The sequence below is a fragment of the Mycolicibacterium alvei genome, from assembly GCF_010727325.1.
In the GTDB taxonomy this organism is placed as follows: Bacteria; Actinomycetota; Actinomycetes; order Mycobacteriales; family Mycobacteriaceae; genus Mycobacterium; species Mycobacterium alvei.
The window spans coordinates 3,729,588-3,746,592 of the sequence record NZ_AP022565.1; the positions used below are offsets into that span (position 1 = coordinate 3,729,588).

Below are 17,005 nucleotides of genomic sequence, written 5' to 3' on the forward strand. Positions count from 1 at the left end.
TGCCTGGTGGCCCTCGCGGCGGCAGTGCGCCGTACTGGCAGCAGCGGCGGAACGGTTACGGCGGCCTCGCCGGTCCGCCCGGGGTGGCGGCGTCGTGCGTGGAGTAAGCATGGGTCCGCTTTGGATGTGTCGGTTCTGTCTATCGATCAGCACGGCCTGTTGTTCTCCGGAGCGCCAGGCATGTTGGGCGAAATCGGCAAAGGACCGGCATCGACCCGAGGATGAATCAGACCCACACAATTGACAGTACAGTGTCAAACTCGTGGTGCATATAGGCGGCATTGCGGTGTCGTCGGGCACGCGCGCCTTGGTGAGGACGCCGCCTAATCACACCGGGAAACGTTGAAGTTTAAAGGAACTTAGTCGCTATGGCCGTCGAGGTGCGCGGACGTCCCAGTGGGCGGGTTCAAATTGTCGGTGCGTCCTAAGCGGTGTTCATCAAAAACACATGCTGACACTAACCTGCCTTATATGATTCCCACAGCCACGGATGCAGCCGTATGTGGTGAACCGTTACAGCTTAAGAATAACGAGCCCAGCGTCGCCGCCGCACCGCCGAAAACCTAGGACAGGGGCACAGATGGGTTTGCTTGAAAACCGGGTCGCACTGATCACCGGCGCGGCACGCGGGCAGGGCCGCAGCCATGCGGTATCGATGGCCGAGCAGGGCGCTGACATCATCGCTGTGGACCGCGCGGCTGACATGGATTCTATTCCGTATCCCCTGGCCAGCCGCGAGGATCTCGAGCAGACCGCACAACTCGTCCGCGATCTGGGTCGGCGGATCCATACGTCGGTCGTAGACGTGCGCCAACTGACCGAACTGCGCGCAGCCGTTGACGCAGGAGTCGACGAACTCGGCGATATCGACATCGTGGTGGCCAATGCCGGCGTGGTGGCCACGGGCAAGATCGATCCCGCCGACGAAGCAGTTTACGGCGACATTGTGGAGACGAACTTATTCGGAGTCTGGAACACTCTGGTGGCCGCGGTGCCTTCGATGATTCGCAAGGGGCGCGGCGGCTCAATCATCCTGACTAGTTCGACGCAGGGACTGGTCGGGCGAGGCGGCGACGGCAGTGCGGCAGCATTCGCCTATGCCGCGTCCAAGCATGGGGTCGTCGGACTAATGCGGGTGGCCGCCACGTCCTATGCGGAGCACAGCATTCGGGTCAACACCGTGCACCCGACGGGGGTCTTCACCCCAATGGTAGCCAACGAGCATATGGCGCAGGTGTTTGCCGAGCATCCATCGGCGGCGAAGCTGGCCACCAACCTACTGCCGGTCCCGTTCGTCGAGGCCCAGGACGTCGCCAACGCGGTGGTCTGGTTGGCCAGCGACCACTCCCGCTACGTCACCGGGGTATGCCTACCCATCGACGCCGGATACACCGCGATGTAGTACTGGTGCGCGGTTCGGCGGTTATGCGGCGGCGCAGCAACACGCACCGGCAATTACCCAAACGCGCAGCTAGACAAGCTGATGGCACACCATCTGGGAAGCTGTGGCTTATCGAGTCTGCTTGCGCGCGTCCGGGGTGACGTGCGCCATCGCTGTGTCCACCTCGGTGAGCGATCCGGAAAGCCCAGCGGCACTGCGAATTTCGGCAAACGAACGGGTCATTGCATCGGTGACCTCGTGGGTATCGGCGAAGGTCTGGTCGTCGGCAATCACGGAGATGTTGAACTGGTCGACGTAACTCCACACCGTGAGGTTCATGCCGCTGCCGTTGATGAGCGGTCCCACGGAGTAGATTTCGCTCATCGGCGCCCCGGCGATGGTTCCTCGCTCCCGCGGCCCGGGCACGTTGGAGATCGGCACGTTCATCAGCATGTTCTGCGCTTCGTGGCGGGCCAACCAGGCAAATGCTCGGGGAGCGACCGGCGGCGGCAGGTAGGCCGACCACCGGCTCATGATCGCGGGCCCCAGCAGGTGGAAGTTCTCCTTGGCGATCCCGGCGGCGGCGTGGCTGAGCGCAACCCGTTCTAGCGGGTCGTCGAGGTGTACCGGCAGCGACACCAGCATCGCTCCCAGCTGATTGCCGACGATGCGATCCGGTGAGGTGTCGAGGCTGGCGGGCACCGATGCGATGATTGGTTCGTCGGCGTGACTGTCGTAGCGCAGCAGTAGTTCGCGCAGCGCCCCCGCTGCGGTTGCCAGCACCAGATCGTTGATCGTGATCCCAAAATGTTTACTGGTCGACTTTACATCGGCCAGTGACAGCGTAGCGCTGGCGAACGTGCGGCCGGGTGGCACGAGATGGTTGAGAAACGTCGCGGGTGGACTGAAGTTCGTGGCCATGGCAGCGCTGTGGTCGCGTTGGCGAGACCGTCGGCGAACGCGGGCGATTCCATCCACGGTGCTGGTGATCAGGGCGGGAAGTTCACGGATCTGGTCGAGGTGATCGCGGGCCGCTGCGCGCAGCAGGACCCCGGTGGATGGCACAACGCTGCCGCCGTCGTTGTTACGTTCGGTGCGGCTGCTGGCGCGGGTGTCGATAGCGCGGGCCATGAGGTTGGCTGAGGCCACCCCATCGGCCAGGGCGTGGTGCACCTTGCCGATCACCGCGAACCGGTTGTCGGCCATGCCTTCGACGAAGTGGAACTCCCACAACGGCCGGGTGCGGTCCAGCGGGGTAGCGGTGATCTCGCCGATCAGGGTGTCGAGTTCACGGCGACCTCCCGGAGCTGCAACCGGGACCCGACGTACGTGGTAGTCCAGGTCGATCCGTGAATCTTCCAGCCACATCGGGCGATGCAGTTTGAAGGGCATGTCGATGAGCTGATAACGCAATGGCTCTAGAAGATGCAGGCGGCGGCCCAGCGTGCGACGGAATAGTTCGAAGGTGTAGTCGCCCTGATAGTTGGACGCGTCGATCACGGCGACTTTGAGGGTATGCATGTGGATGTTAGGTGTCTCGCTATACAGCAGCAACGCATCCCAACCGTTGAGCCGCTTCACTATTCACACCTCCCTGTCGACGCCGACTGTCAGTGCTGCCTGTATAGCTGTTGTGCTGTTCGCTCGACGTGGCTTTGCCGAATCTTCTCGAGGAAGATGCCGATGACGGTTGCGGCAGTGGCGGTCCGTGTCGCGTCGGTCATATCGAATCCGTGATGGGCGCCAGGCAGTTCGAGGTAGCCGACCACCGATTGCGATGCGCCACGGAGTTTGTCGACGAAGGCGCGTGCTTGCCAGATCGGGATCACTGTATCGGCCGTGCCGTGCACCACCAGGAACGGCGGTGCGTCGGGCCGCACCCGCGCGATCGGTGAGGCGCTGCGGAAAATGTCGCGATGGCGCGCGTAGCGACGCCGCACCACCACGCGTTCGAGGAAGTCCACGAATGTGTCACGTTCCGGTGTGGAGCGGTCCTCCCAGTCGTATCGGCCGTACATACTGACCACTGCGTCCACCGATGTCTTGGCATCCGCGGGTAGGTCACCGCGGAAGCGGGGGTCATCCGCGCTGAGGGCGGCCAAGGCCGAGAGGTGACCTCCAGCAGAACATCCCGCGATGGCAACGAACTCGGTGTCCCCGCCGAACTGCTGTGCGTTCGCGCGGGCCCACGCCACGGCGGCGTTGACGTCGAGCAGGTGCGTCGGCCAGCGGTGCTGGGGCGCAACGCGATAATCGATCGACAGGCAGATCCAGCCTCGTTCAGCCAGGTGTGACATGAGCGCATAGCCCTGCATGACGCGGCTGCCGTACACCCAGGCGCCGCCAGGCACGAAGACCAGTACCGGTGCGGGTTCGGCGGGCAGGTCGCGCCGCCGCCACACATCGAGGACTTGGCCGGGGCTTTCGCCGTAGGGGACTGACCGTCGATAGAGATACTGTCCGCGGTGCTGGCCGGCTTTGAACAGGGGTGCAACCCGGTCGGGAGCGGGCCACTCGACGGGCGTTCGGCCGGGCGTGATGTCGTCCAGGACGGCTTCTGCGACAGTTCGGGTCTGATCGCGCTCCCGCTGACGCAGTTCGCCCGCCCCTTGCGTGAGCCGCGACCGCACTGCCGCGGCCAGGAAATCAGGGGCGTGCCGATAGCCCCACACGCCCACGGCGGCGGCACCGCCGAACGGTTGAAGGTACCTGCCGACCAGCGGGATGGACCCATACGACGTCGCCAGCGCGACAACATAATCCGTGGCGCGGGCGCGGACGATCCACTTGGCCACTGACCGCAGGCCCGGGATGGCGCACTCCCTGTCGGTGGCGGTCACCTCTTGTGCCTTGACGGCGAACTATCGGTGTGGGCGCTGGCATACTTGCTCGGCCAGACATAGTGGTTTCGCTGCGTCGACTGGGAGATCGATTGCCGTTCGGTGGGTGCCATGGGTTCCGTTTCGTTCGGTGGGCGATGGCTGAGCCTTACGCCGCGGCGGGGCCACCTCGCGGCAGCACGGGGGTCAGCTGCTGTCGGCGGTGGACGCGCGCCCCTGCAGTTCGGCGCGCAGAATCTTGCCCGTACTACTGCGGGGCAACTCCGCCAGCACGGTGATCTCACGCGGCACTTTGTAGTTGGCCAGGGTGTCGCGGACGTGTTGTTTGAGTGCGTCAGGCGTGGCCGCGGCGTCATCGGTCAGCACCACGAATGCGGCGAGTCGCTGCCCGTACTGCGCGTCGTCCACCCCGATCACCGCAGCCTCCACGACATCGGGATGTGCAGTGAGCGATTTTTCCACCTCGATCGGGTAGACGTTCTCACCACCCGAGACGATCATTTCGTCATCGCGCCCGACGACGAACAACCGGCCAGCGGTGTCGAGGTAGCCGACGTCCCCGGATGACATGAACCCTTGATGGAAGTCCTTGGTAGCACCCGTGGTGTAGCCGTCGAACTGCGTCGAGTTCCGGACGTAGATGCTGCCCACCTCGCCGGGCGGCAATTCGGTGAAATCGGCGTCCAGGATGCGGATTTCGGTGCCCTCGGCCGGTCTGCCGGCGGTATGAGGCGCCACCCGCAGATCCGCCGGGGTGGCGGTGGCGATCATCCCGGCCTCGGTGGCATTGTAGTTGTTGTAAACGACATCGCCGAACTGGTCCATGAAGGCGGTCACCACATCAGGGCGCATCCGCGAACCGGATGCGGCGGCGAACCGCAGCGACCGACCGCTGTAGCGGTTGCGGATATCGTCGGACAGTTCCATGATCCGGTCGAACATCACCGGAACCACGGCCAGGCCGGTCGCCCGGTGGCGGTCGATCAGCTCCAGGGTGGCTTCGGGGTCGAACTTGCGTCGCGTGACCACGGTGCAGGCCATCATCGCCGACAGCACCAGCTGCCCGAAACCCCACGCGTGAAACATCGGTGCCGCCACGACGGTGGTCTCTTCGGCACGCCATGGTGTCCGGTTGAGGATCGCCTCGACGGCGCGGATTCCGCCACCGGAATGCTTGGCGCCCTTCGGAGTTCCCGTCGTGCCGGAGGTCAGTAGGATCAGTCTGCCGGTGCGCGCTACCGGCCAGGGCCGTTGCCCGCGGTGGGCGGTGATCATCTTCTCGACGGTGACCGCGTAGGCGGTGGGACCATCGGTCCACGCCAAGATGCGGTGTATGTGCCGAGTGTTCGTCAGTGCCTGATCAACGGTCTCGGTGAATTCCTCGTCGTAGACGACCACGTCGGCGCGTTCGCGCGCGACGACTTCTGCCAAGGCGGGGCCGGCGAACGACGTGTTCAATAGCAGGACATCAGCGCCCACTCTGTTGGCCGCCGTGACCGTTTCGACGAAGCCCCGATGGTTGCGGCACATGACACCGATCACGGTGGGAGGCCCGCCACGTTGTGCCTGCAAAGCCGCCGCGAACGCGTCGCAACGCTGATCGAGTTGCCGCCAGGTCAGTGTCCCGAGTTCATCGATGAGACCGGGCCGGTGCGGGCATCGCACCGCTGCGATGGCGAAACCGGTCGTCGCCGACATTCCCTCTCGCCGGACCGCAGAAAAGATCCGGACGTATTTGTCGGGGCGCAGCGCCGTCAGAAACCCAGCGCGGACGAAGGTCTTGACTAGGCCGCATAGGTCACTCACGCGGCGACGCCGATCGCAATCGCTGCACGGTCGGTCGAGCAGCGTCGCTCAGCGCACAGCGAAGCCGGCATCAAGAGGCCAGGCCGTTCCGGTGATGAACTTGGCGTCATCGGAGACGAGGAAGGCAACCGCATTCGCCACGTCTTCAGGCATCAGAATCGGGATCGGCAGCACGTTCTGCATTGCCTCCATCGCGACATCCCCGGACTCGAGTAGTTTGCCCATCGCCTCGTTCATGACCATGCCAGTGGCCACCCCGGTCGGGTGGATGGTGTTGACACGGATGGAATGTTTCCCTAAGTCGTTGGCCCACACCTGCATTAGCCCGACCAGGCCCCGCTTGGCGGCCGAGTAGGCCTGGCCGCCGGTCCGGTCGGTGCCGGTAGCTTTGAGTCCGGCGCTGGAGCTGGTGATGACGATCGAGCCGCCTCGCCCGCCCTCGATCAGGGTCGGGATCGCGGCGTGGACCGTGTTCCATACACCGATCAAGTTGACGTCGACGATGTCGCGGAACACCTGTCGATCGTCACCGCCCCCGCCGAGTCGGATGATCCCGGCGTTGGCGATCACGATGTCGAGGCGGCCGAACTCGGCCAGACCGTCAGACAACGCCGCCTCTACCGCGTCGCCGTTGCGGACATCGACCTGGCGCGCCACGATGCGTCGGCCTGCACCCTCGACCAGCTTGACCGTCTCATCTAAATCGGATCGGGTGGCGTTGGGGTAGTCCATCGACGCGATGTCAGCGCAGATGTCCAGGGCGATGATGTCGGCGCCGTCTGCGGCCAGCCGGACCGCATGGGCGCGTCCTTGCCCACGGGCGGCGCCGGTGATGAAAGCAACTCGACCGTCCAATGCACCCATATCTCAAACTCTTTTCGCTGTTGTGCCAGATCTGGCTATCGCCGGGTGCCAGCTTGTGCCTGGCGAGAGCCGCCGCTGGACGCCTCTACAACCTGATAGGTCACTCGCTGCAGCCGCGCTGCCAGATCAGACACTATGGCAGTCGCATGACATCAGTCAAGGCAGTTCGTCAGTAGGTTTCGGCCACATCAGAAGGTGAGTCGCGAAGTCGGAAAGATTGCGGTGGCGCATAGCCCGCAAGTCCCAGCCGGGCCTTAATTTGGAACGTATATACGCACTACAATGGCTATTATTGTGTTGAATACTCCCGGTAACACCTACGCTCGAGCGCCGCGCCCGCGGTATCTGCAGACTCGAACTGGCGGCCACGCCTGGGAAAATATATGGCAGTTCTCTGTCATGAACGCTTCGTCATCTCTGGCTATCGGAAGGCCGCGGATAGCGCTGCGAACTCGTCTCGGACGAGGGCGTCGACGGCGTGATCAGCACCGGACACCCAGCGCTTGATCGCACGGTCGAGCAGCAGCAATCCAACTCCGGCGAGTACCTCCGCCGCAGCATCGGGGATAGGCAACCCACGTCTTTCCGCGACCGCCATCGCCACGATCTGCGCTTTGGCGTCCTGATCGTGGCGTTCCTGGCCGCGCAGGATCAAAGAGCTGGCGACAGCGTTTTGGTAGAGCGCGACGCGACGGCGGATCCGCTTGAGGCCAAGTGTCAGCGACGCAAAGGACTCGGTCATGGCCTCGATGTCCGATACCGACGCCGGGTGAGCGAGGTACACGGCCCGGAACCCCTGGATAAAGTCATACGCTCCGAAAAACAGGACGGACTGCTTGGTGGGGAAGTAGCGGAAGAACGTTCGGGCAGACACGCCGGCCGCCTTGGCGATCTCGTCGGTGGTTGTCGCGTCGTATCCCTGCGCGCTGAACAAATTGAGCGCGACGTCGACCAACGTGGTCCGCACCCGATGGGTGTGATCGCTGCGGGGCGAACGTTCACCGCGCACCATTCCCGCACCTTTCCCCGAGCCCCCTGTGCCGGTTTGAGTGGCGGCGGCCCCAGCAGTTCTCCGGCCCGGTTGCACCCGCCGACCGGGCCCAGTATGGCAGGCAACTGCCATATTATTCGTTCATCGGCGGTGATACTCGCGTCACAACCACCACGGTCCGCGCCGGCATCGACACCGAAAGCGGTTGCCCCATGTGTCGATACGCCCGGCTAAGGCCGGCGAGGACCTGCTGTACGTATTGGCAACCTCGTGAGTAGTTCGGCGAAGCAGTTATGCCAGGTCAACGGAGGCCCTGTTCCAGCACCATTCACCGCATCACTGCAATGAGTTCCGGCTCGGCGTGCGTACACGTTGCACCGACCCGGCTGGGTTAGCCAGTGCGCTGAGCGATCCCTGCAATCGCCCGTGCGGCCGGTATCTGCACGGCAGCAGTGAATGAACGACCGGCCAGCCATAGTGTATTGACTATGGCAGTTCACTGCCATAGTCTCGCTTGCGCACCGACCCTTGAAACCCTTGGCCCGAAAGGCGTGTCCGTGGCGGAGAACCTGTTCCTTGTCTTGAGCAACCCCATCGAGGGCAAAGACGACACATTCAATGAGTGGTACGACTCCACGCATGTGCCCGAGGTGCTCGACGTCCCTGGTGTCGTGGCTGCGCAGCGTTATGGCCTGTCGGAGATCAAGGTGCCCGAGGATGAAGACCTCCCGGCGCAGTTGCCGCCCCCGGCGCACCGTTATTTGGTGGTCTATGAGCTTGATCGTGAGCCTGACGCTGTGATGGCGGAGTTTCTCAAGCGGGTCATGGCGGGCACGTTGACGCTGGGCGACACCTTGGATCTGAGCACCGTGTCACTGACCGGCTGGACACCGCGCGGCGAACGCCGGGTAGCGCCATGATCGCTCGGCCGTCGGTCAACGCGACACGTGCGAGGGCGATATTGACCCGTACCGCCGCCTGTGACGTCCCCCTGTTTTCCCAACAAGTGAGGTTGAAGCATGCCCCTGGCATTAACTGACGACCACGGCGCGCTCGCCGACGTCGCCAAATCGCTGGTCGCTGGTCGCAGTGGAACCGCAGCGGCTCGCCGCGTCCTGCTCGATGCGGACGACAGCGGACGGTGGTGGCAGAACGAGAGCCTGTGGAAGGAGATCGTCTCCACGGGCTGGCTGGGTTTGCACGTCGACGAGCGCTACGGCGGCCAGGGCTTTGGACTACCCGAGCTGGCCATCGTGCTTGAGCAGCTCGGCCGCGTTGCGATCGCCGGACCCTTCCTTCCCACAGTGGTCGTCTCGGCGGTCATCGCCGAGGTGGGCACCGAGGAGCAGCGGCAGCGTTGGCTCCCGAAGCTGGTATCCGGCGATGTCGTGGCGGCGATCGGCACCACCAGTGATGCCGCGCTGTCCGGATCGGCGGTCTCGGCTGAGGCCGTGCCCACCCTCGGGGAGCGGCAGGCCGATCTCTTTCTGATTCCGGTCGGGGACGATCTGGTGCTCGTCGAGGCGGGCGAGGCGGTGAACACGACACGCAGCGACGCCGTTGATCAGGTGATGCGCCCGATCACCGTGGCCCACTTCAGGTCGGCACCGGTAGCGGACAGCTTCCCCGGGGCGGCCCGCGTCGCGGCCAGAACGGTGCGCCTGCTCGCCGCCGCCGAAGCCAACGGCGGTCTGGCCGCCTGCACCGAGATGGCCAGCACCTATGCGGCCACGCGCGAACAGTTCGGCCGCCCGATTGGATCCTTCCAGTCGATCAAACATCACTGCGCCAACATGTTGGTGGACACCGAGCTCGCCGTGGCCGCCACCTGGGATGCGGCCCGCGCCGCGGCGCCGGAGGCCGAGCTGGCGGTGACGATGGCGGCCGGGCACGCGTTGCCCGCCTATCAACGCGCGGCGCTGAAGAACATTCAGATCCACGGCGGCATTGGCTACACCTGGGAACACGACGCCCACCTCTACGTCCGACGCGCGACGGTGCTGCTGACGTTCGTTGGCGGCGAGGACGCGCTGCACGATGACGTCGCGGCCCTGCAGATCGGTGGTGCACGCCCAGGCACGACGTTGGACCTCCCGCCGGAGGCCGAGCAGTACCGGCAGGCGGTGCGGGACTTTCGGGCAGGGCTGGCCAAGACCGAGCCCGCCGGGCAGCAAAAGTTGTGGGCTCGCACCGGATATCTGGTGCCGCACTGGCCCAAACCCTACGGGCGCGCGGCCGGCTCGATCGAGCAGCTGATCATCGAGCAGGAGCTCGACGGTGTCGAGCGGCCCAGCCTGGGGCTGGGCGAGTGGATGGTGCCGACGGTGCTGCAGCACGGCAGCCCTGAACAGATCGAGCGGCTCATGTGGCCCAGCCTGGAAGGGCAGCTGCGGTGGTGCCAGCTCTTCAGTGAACCGGGTGCGGGGTCGGATGCGGCTGCGGTGTCCACCAAGGCTGTCCGTACCGACGGCGGCTGGATCGTCACCGGTCAGAAGGTGTGGACCAGCGATGCGGTGAACTGCCAGCTCGGGTTGGCTACGGTGCGTACCGATCCGAATGTGCCCAAGCACAAGGGTATTACGGCGATGATCATTGACCTGTCGGCGCCAGGTGTCGACATCAGGCCGTTGCGGGAGATCACCGGCGAAGCCCTCTTCAATGAGGTGTTCTTCGACGAGGTGTTCGTCGCCGATGAAATGGTGGTCGGCGAGGTCAACAACGGCTGGCGGGTGGCGATGGCGGCCCTAGGAAACGAGCGGGTGTCGATCGGTGGCGGGTCGGTGACCATGGTCGCTGCGGATCTGCTTGATCTGCTCGTTGTTCACCGCGGGGAGGATCATCGGCTGGCCGGCGAGGTGGGCGCGCTGCTCATCGAGGCCTACGCGCTGTCGGCGGTCAACCTGCGCCAAGCTGCTCGCGCGGTGTTCGAATCCGGACCCGGTATCGAAGGCAACATCGCAAAGCTGTTCGGCGCCGAGCACGCCCAGCGTGTCGCCGAACTGGCGCTGCGTATCGCCGGGCCTGCCCTGCTGACCGGGCTCGCCGGCAGCCAGGCCACCGGTGAGGATCCACTGGGTCGGGAGGCTGCTGGGACGGTGGTGCACGACTACCTGTTCAGTCGATGCCTGACCATCGCCGGTGGTACGTCCGAAGTCGTCAGAAATCTGATCGCCGAACGAATCCTGGGTCTACCCAGGGACCCCGCCCCCGCGCCGACCACGAAGTAGCAAGATGACTGGAGAAACGAAATGACCTGTGCCGTCATCGGTATTGGCCGCACCATCTATTCAAAGAACTCCGGCCGCACCACCCGCGGTATGGCCGTCGCCGCGTGCCGCGACGCCATCGACGACGCCGGGCTCACGCCAGCCGACGTCGATGGGATCTGCACCTTCATGGCCAACGACTCCGAACAGCCGATCTTCGTCGGGTGGGCGCTCGGTATCGAGGAATTAGCCTGGGCCAACTCCATGTACGGCGGCGGAAACCTGGTGGCTGACCAGATCGCCACTGCCGCTGCGGTCATCGAGGCCGGGATCTGCAAAGCCGTGCTGGTGTACCGCTCGCTCAACGGCCGGTCCGGACATCGTTTCGGTCACATCGACGGGCCGATGCAGGTACCGCACCACGACCAGTTCGACACCGCCTCGGGGTACATGGTGCCACCGCAATGGTTCGCCATGTGGGCCCGGCGCCACCAACACGAATATGGCTCCACCGCAGAAGATCTCGGACAGATCGCCATCACTCAGCGCAAGCATGCCGGACCCAACGAGCACGCACTGCGCCGCGAGCCGCTCACCATGGACGACTACCTGGCCGCCCGGTGGATCAACGAACCGTTCCGAGTGCTGGATTGCACCTCCGAGGTCGACGGTGCAGTCGCGATCCTGATCACCGGCGAGGACATCGCCCGCAACGCCAAGCAGGACCCCATGTGGCTGGTCGGGTCGTCTAACTCGCAGGGCGGGGCAGGCTGGACCGAGTGGAGCGATCCCACTGAGATGTATTCGCGCACGGCCGGTCCGAAGATCTGGGAGAAGACGGGGCTAACCCCAGCGGATATGGATCTGGCTTGTATGTACGACTGCTTCACCTACACCGTGATGGCGACCATGGAGGGTTTCGGCTTCTGCGAGAAGGGAGAGGTGGGGAAGTTCTTCTCCACCGGCCGCGCGACCTATGGCGGCGACGTGGTGGTCAACCCGCACGGCGGTCTGCTGTCCGAGGGCTACATCCACGGTCTCAACCACCATTACGAAGCCGCACTGCAGCTACGCCACGCCGCCGGGGTGCGTCAGGTCGACAACGCCCGACTCGCTCTGGTCACCGCCGGCGGCGGCCCGTTCGGCGGCGCCAACGTCTACAGCAGGGAGAAGCCATGACATCCACCGCCGCTACAAATCAGTCCGGCATCAATCCACTGTTGATGCCGCCGATCCCGGTTCCGGACCCGGACTCGGCACCGTACTGGGAAGCGCTGAAGGACGGGAAGCTGATGCTGTGCCGCTGTGACGACACCGGCAAATGGATCCACCCCCCGCTGGAGCGCAGCCGATACACCGGCGGCCCGGTGCACTTCGAAGAAGTCAGTGGGCGCGGCACCGTCTACAGCTTCATCGTGATACGCCAAGCACTGGTGCCGGGCCGCGTCCCGCCGTACGTCGTGGGCCTCATCGAACTCGACGAACAGCCCGGCCTGCGGATCAACGCCGTCATCGACGCCGACCCGGCCGACGTGCGGATCGGCCAACCAGTGCAGGCCCGGATCGTTGACCTCGGTGACAGTGGTTACCGCATACCCGAATTCACCATCCGGCTCGCAGACGACAGGACCCCGCCAGCATGACCGACATGAGCACCGACGCCAATTTCGACGTCGACGATCTACCGTTCACGCAGGACAGAACACTGGCCTGGCAGCAGCTCCGCCAGCACGGCGAGGTGGTGCAAGGTCGTGAGCAGGTTGTACTGACCAGCGCGGCGGCCGTTGAGTTCGTGGCGAAGCGGCCCGAACTCTTCTCTTCTGCCCGGGCGTTCGACCGCCTCGGCAGCCCGGTCCCATTGGTTCCGATCGCCATCGATCCCCCCGATCACACCCGGTTCCGGCGGCTGTTGGACCCGTTTTTCAGTCCGCGAAGGATGGCCGAACGGGAACCGGAGCTGCGGCGGCAGGCGGGTGAGTTGATCGATGCCATCAAGGAACGGGGGGAGTGTGAGTTCCTCGCCGACGTCGCTGTCCCGTTCCCCACCCAGGTCTTCCTGACACTGTTCGGATTGCCGCTGGAAGACCGCGACCGCCTGGTGCACTGGAAGGACTCGATCCTGGAGTTCACCGACCCCGCCAGCGGCGAGCCGACACCGGAGGTGTTGGGACTCGCTCTGGAGCTCTACACCTATCTCAGCGAGCACATTGCAGCGCGGCGCGCCAACCCCCAGGGTGACGACCTACTCTCGCAGCTGGTAGCGCTCGACGACGAAGGTGGTCTCACCGACCCGGAGATTCTCGGGCTGTGCTTCCTGTTCGTCCTTGCCGGGCTCGATACCGTGACGTCTGCTCTGGGGTTCTCCTTTGCGAGGCTGGCCACGGATTCGGAACTGCGACACACACTCACCGCTGACTACTCTCTGATTCCGTACTTCATCGAAGAACAGCTCCGGGTCGACAGCCCGGTACCGTTCGCGCCGCGTGTTGCCACCGAAGACGTGGAAATCGCGGGGTGTCCCGTGGCCAAGGACACCACCGTCCTCATCAGTCTGGGCGGCGCAAACCGCGACCCCGACCAATATCCAGACCCTGACACAGTGCACCTCGACAAACGGCCACCTCATTTCGCGTTCAGCCGCGGCCCGCACCGCTGCCTGGGATCCCACCTGGCCCGCCTCGAGCTGCGCTTGATCCTGGAGGAATGGCACAACCGCATCCCCGACTACGCCCTCGCCGAGGGTGCTCAGCCCACCGTCCCGTGGCCGCACGCCACCATGGGCCTCGACGCCGTGCCCATCGTCTTCCCACCCAACTGAACCCGATCAAAGGAGGCCCCCGTGCCGTTGCAGCCCTGGATGGAATTGATCTCGGTCGACGATCACCTGATCGAGCACCCGAAGGTGTGGAGTGACCGGCTGCCCAGTAAGTACCTGGAAGCCGGGCCGAAGATCATCGAGTGGGAGCGACCTGACACCAAGGCGATGTGTCAGGTGTGGGAGTACGAAGGTCGGATCTATCCGTACATCGGGCTCAACGCGGTGGCGGGTAAGAAGCCTGAGGAGTATGGCATCGAGCCGGTGCGCTATGACGACATGATTCCCGGCTGCTATGACCCCAAGGCCAGGGTGGCCGATATGGATATCGACGGAGTGCAGGCGATGACCTGCTTCCCGTCGTTCCCACGGTTCGCCGGTGCGGTGTTCGCCGAGGGCGAGGACAAGGACCTGGCGAAGTTGTGTTCGGCCGCGTGGAATGACTTTCATCTCGATGAGTGGGCGGCCACCGCGCCCGACCGGTTCATTCCGGTTGCCATGCTGCCGTTCTGGGATGTCGAAGCTAGCGTCAAGGAGATTCATCGAGTCGCGGCCAAGGGCGCCAAGTGTGTGACGTTCCCGGATCTGCCCGACAAGCTGGGATTGCCGTCGGTGCACTCGGACCACTGGGATCCGCTGTTGTCTGCGATGGAGGAAACCGGTCTGGTGCTGGCGCAGCACTTCGGCTCGGGCGGCTTCCCGCCACCGATCGCCCCGGATGCTCCGTTCGCGGTGTTTGTCACGCTGATGGGCACCATGTCGATGACTGCGTTGACCGATTGGTTGTTCTCCCACACGCTTTACCGGCACCCGAAGTTGAAGATCGGCTTGAGTGAGGGCGGCGTCGGCTGGATTCCGTACATCTTGGAGCGCGCGGACAGCGTGTGGCGCAAGCACCGCTTCTACAACAACATCAACCAGGACCACCCGCCGTCATACCTGTGGAAGAAGCACTTCCACGGCTGCTTCATCGAGGATGACTTCGGCGTGCACATCCGCCACCACATCGGCGTCGACCAGATCACCTGGGAGTGCGACTACCCGCACTCGGACTCTTACTGGCCGCAAAGCCGGGACCGGGCCGCCCAGGCGCTTAAGGACGTGCCCGACGACGAAGCCCACAAGATCGTCGAGCTCAACGCCCGTCAGTTCTACAACTTTCCCCGGGTGGCTTGATCTGCGTGGCCGGCACCGGTGACGACGCGGAGCGGGTCGAGCAGCTCCCGCAATCGGATTGGACCGATCAGGATCTGCTCACCAAGGACGAGGCGCACGAGCGTCTGGTCCAGGAGATCAGTCGGACCCGCACCCGCCTTGATGAAATCAGGGCGGGTGGTGAATCTGCGGAGATCAACCTGCTGGAACGCCGACTCCACGCGATGGAATCGATTGACAACGAATACAACGACTATCTCGGCGGCTAGTTCGTCCGAGGCGAAGGAACAGATAATGGCACCGGTTCAGCAATTCGAAGGCGCGTCGGCGATCGTCAGCGGCGGCGCGGGTGGTCTGGGCGAGGCGACAGTTCGGCGGCTGCATGCCGACGGCCTGGGTGTGGTGATCGCTGATCTCGCCGCCGACAAGGGTAAGGCGCTGGCTGACGAGCTGGGCAGCCGCGCCACGTTCGTGAGCACCGACGTAACGAGCGAGGACAGCATCCTGGGCGCTATCGAGCAGGCCAACCAGCTCGGCCAGCTGCGCTACGCGGTCGTCGCGCACGGCGGTTTCGGTGTCGCGCAACGAATCGTGCAGCGGGACGGTAGCCCCGCCGACTTCAGTGGCTTCACCAAGACGATCGATCTCTACCTCAACGGCACCTACAACGTGGCCCGGCTAATAGCTGCTTCGATTGCCACGGCCCCACCCCGGGAAAGTGGTGAGCGTGGCGCGCTGGTGATGACCGCATCGATCGCGGGCTATGAGGGCCAGATTGGACAGACCGCCTATGCCGCGGCCAAGGCCGGCGTCATCGGGTTGACCATCGCGGCCGCCAGGGACCTGAGTTCGGTCGGCATCCGGGTCAACACCATCGCGCCGGGAACGATGAAGACGCCGATCATGGAATCGGTCGGCGAAGAAGCTATCGCCAAGTTCACCGCGAACGTGCCATTCCCCAAGCGGCTCGGGTCCCCTGCGGAATTCGCCGACGCAGCCACGTTCCTGCTGACCAATGGCTACGTCAACGGCGAGGTCGTGCGGCTCGACGGCGCGCAGCGCTTCACCCCGAAGTAGTATTCCGCGCCGCGCGCGAGATGGGATGCGAGAAACCGAAGGGGCAAAGTGAATTCGCGCGATACGGGATCCTCGGAGGTCACCAAGTGGGATCCGCAGCTGACCGAGCGGGTGATGGGTTGGATTCGTCCGATCATCAAGGGCTATCACCGCTCGCAGGTGCGCGGCCTGGAGTCCTTTCCGCCTGGTGGGGCGCTAGTCGTGTCCAATCACTCGGGTGGGTTGTTCGCGCTCGATGTGCCGGTGTTCGCGATCGGTTTCTATGACAGGTTCGGCTACGACCGGCCCGTCTACACCCTTAGCCACGACATCCTGTTCACCGGCCCGGCTGACGACATCTTGTCCAAAACGGGTTTTATCCGCGCCAATCACGGCAACGCCGAAGCGGCGCTACGTTCGGGCGGGGTGGTCGTGGTGTTCCCCGGCGGCGACTACGACGTCTACCGAACGACTCGCTGCGCGAACATCGTCGACTTCAATGGCCGCACCGGGTATGTCACGGCGGCGCTGAACGCTGGGGTGCCGATCGTCCCGGCGGTGTCCATCGGCGGACAGGAGAACCAGCTTTATCTGTCCCGCGGTGAAGGACTGGCAAAACTGCTCAGGCTCGATAAGCTGCGAATGAAGATCCTGCCTATCGCGTTCGGCTTTCCCTTCGGGCTGAGCATCATGGTGCCGGTCAATGTGCCATTACCCACCAAGATCGTTACCCAGGTCCTGGAGCCGATCGACATCCGCGCCCAGTTCGGCGCGGATCCCGACATCGACCAGGTCGACGCCCACGTCCGTCACCTCATGCAGCAGGCCCTCGACGGGCTGGCGGCTCAGCGCCGGTTCCCGGTTCTGGGCTGACAGCACAACGAAATCAAG

General features: G+C 64.4%; 15 protein-coding genes. 10 read left to right on the forward strand and 5 right to left on the reverse strand.

What is annotated here, in order from left to right; all coding sequences use genetic code 11:
- Window positions 1-580 precede the first annotated feature (580 nt).
- A complete protein-coding gene (locus tag G6N44_RS17730) occupies window positions 581-1,402 on the forward strand; it encodes a mycofactocin-coupled SDR family oxidoreductase (protein ID WP_163666133.1) in 822 nt (273 codons plus the stop codon).
- A gap of 108 nt (window positions 1,403-1,510) precedes the next feature.
- Here G6N44_RS17730 and G6N44_RS17735 read toward each other — a convergent pair whose 3' ends face one another.
- The 5 genes from G6N44_RS17735 to G6N44_RS17755 all read right to left on the reverse strand — a co-directional run bounded on the left by G6N44_RS17735 (window position 1,511) and on the right by G6N44_RS17755 (window position 7,846).
- Window positions 1,511-2,962 (reverse strand): WS/DGAT/MGAT family O-acyltransferase, encoded by a 1,452-nt coding sequence (locus tag G6N44_RS17735; protein WP_163666135.1) that lies wholly within the window; start codon window positions 2,960-2,962, stop codon window positions 1,511-1,513.
- A gap of 29 nt (window positions 2,963-2,991) precedes the next feature.
- Complete coding sequence (locus tag G6N44_RS17740) at window positions 2,992-4,221, reverse strand: alpha/beta hydrolase (protein WP_308213827.1); 1,230 nt, start codon at window positions 4,219-4,221, stop codon at window positions 2,992-2,994.
- Between the two features lie 186 nt (window positions 4,222-4,407).
- A complete protein-coding gene (gene fadD12 / locus G6N44_RS17745) occupies window positions 4,408-6,027 on the reverse strand; it encodes an acyl-CoA ligase FadD12 (RefSeq protein WP_163666137.1) in 1,620 nt (539 codons plus the stop codon).
- A 48-nt stretch (window positions 6,028-6,075) separates the two neighbouring features.
- On the reverse strand, window positions 6,076-6,891 hold the full coding sequence (locus tag G6N44_RS17750) for a mycofactocin-coupled SDR family oxidoreductase (protein WP_163666139.1): 816 nt from the start codon (window positions 6,889-6,891) through the stop codon (window positions 6,076-6,078).
- 421 nt (window positions 6,892-7,312) lie between these two features.
- A complete protein-coding gene (locus tag G6N44_RS17755) occupies window positions 7,313-7,846 on the reverse strand; it encodes a TetR family transcriptional regulator (protein WP_308213828.1) in 534 nt (177 codons plus the stop codon).
- A gap of 593 nt (window positions 7,847-8,439) precedes the next feature.
- On the opposite strand from G6N44_RS17755, the gene G6N44_RS17760 reads away from it, so the two are divergent.
- The 9 genes from G6N44_RS17760 (at window position 8,440) to G6N44_RS17800 (ending at window position 16,987) form a co-directional block, all read left to right on the forward strand.
- The gene (locus G6N44_RS17760; RefSeq protein ID WP_163666143.1) at window positions 8,440-8,802 is read left to right on the forward strand and encodes a DUF4286 family protein; all 363 of its coding nucleotides are present in this window, start codon (window positions 8,440-8,442) and stop codon (window positions 8,800-8,802) included.
- A 99-nt stretch (window positions 8,803-8,901) separates the two neighbouring features.
- On the forward strand, window positions 8,902-11,109 hold the full coding sequence (locus G6N44_RS17765; protein WP_170309404.1) for an acyl-CoA dehydrogenase family protein: 2,208 nt from the start codon (window positions 8,902-8,904) through the stop codon (window positions 11,107-11,109).
- A gap of 21 nt (window positions 11,110-11,130) precedes the next feature.
- Window positions 11,131-12,267 carry a thiolase C-terminal domain-containing protein gene (locus G6N44_RS17770; protein ID WP_163666145.1) on the forward strand — a complete coding sequence of 379 codons (1,137 nt, stop codon included), beginning with the start codon at window positions 11,131-11,133 and terminating at the stop codon, window positions 12,265-12,267.
- Window positions 12,264-12,731, forward strand: coding sequence for a Zn-ribbon domain-containing OB-fold protein (locus G6N44_RS17775; protein ID WP_179964401.1), 468 nt, complete (start codon window positions 12,264-12,266; stop codon window positions 12,729-12,731). Before G6N44_RS17770 ends, G6N44_RS17775 begins: the two co-directional genes overlap by 4 nt.
- Window positions 12,728-13,906, forward strand: a complete 1,179-nt coding sequence (locus G6N44_RS17780) for a cytochrome P450 (protein WP_163666147.1) — start codon at window positions 12,728-12,730, stop codon at window positions 13,904-13,906. Before G6N44_RS17775 ends, G6N44_RS17780 begins: the two co-directional genes overlap by 4 nt.
- A 21-nt stretch (window positions 13,907-13,927) precedes the next feature.
- Window positions 13,928-15,079 (forward strand): amidohydrolase family protein, encoded by a 1,152-nt coding sequence (locus G6N44_RS17785; protein WP_197907467.1) that lies wholly within the window; start codon window positions 13,928-13,930, stop codon window positions 15,077-15,079.
- 5 nt (window positions 15,080-15,084) lie between these two features.
- The gene (locus G6N44_RS17790; protein WP_163666149.1) at window positions 15,085-15,327 is read left to right on the forward strand and encodes a hypothetical protein; all 243 of its coding nucleotides are present in this window, start codon (window positions 15,085-15,087) and stop codon (window positions 15,325-15,327) included.
- Window positions 15,328-15,352: 25 nt separating this feature from the next.
- A complete protein-coding gene (locus tag G6N44_RS17795) occupies window positions 15,353-16,135 on the forward strand; it encodes an SDR family oxidoreductase (protein ID WP_163666151.1) in 783 nt (260 codons plus the stop codon).
- A gap of 114 nt (window positions 16,136-16,249) precedes the next feature.
- Window positions 16,250-16,987, forward strand: coding sequence for a 1-acyl-sn-glycerol-3-phosphate acyltransferase (locus G6N44_RS17800; RefSeq protein WP_163666153.1), 738 nt, complete (start codon window positions 16,250-16,252; stop codon window positions 16,985-16,987).
- Window positions 16,988-17,005: the final 18 nt, after the last annotated feature.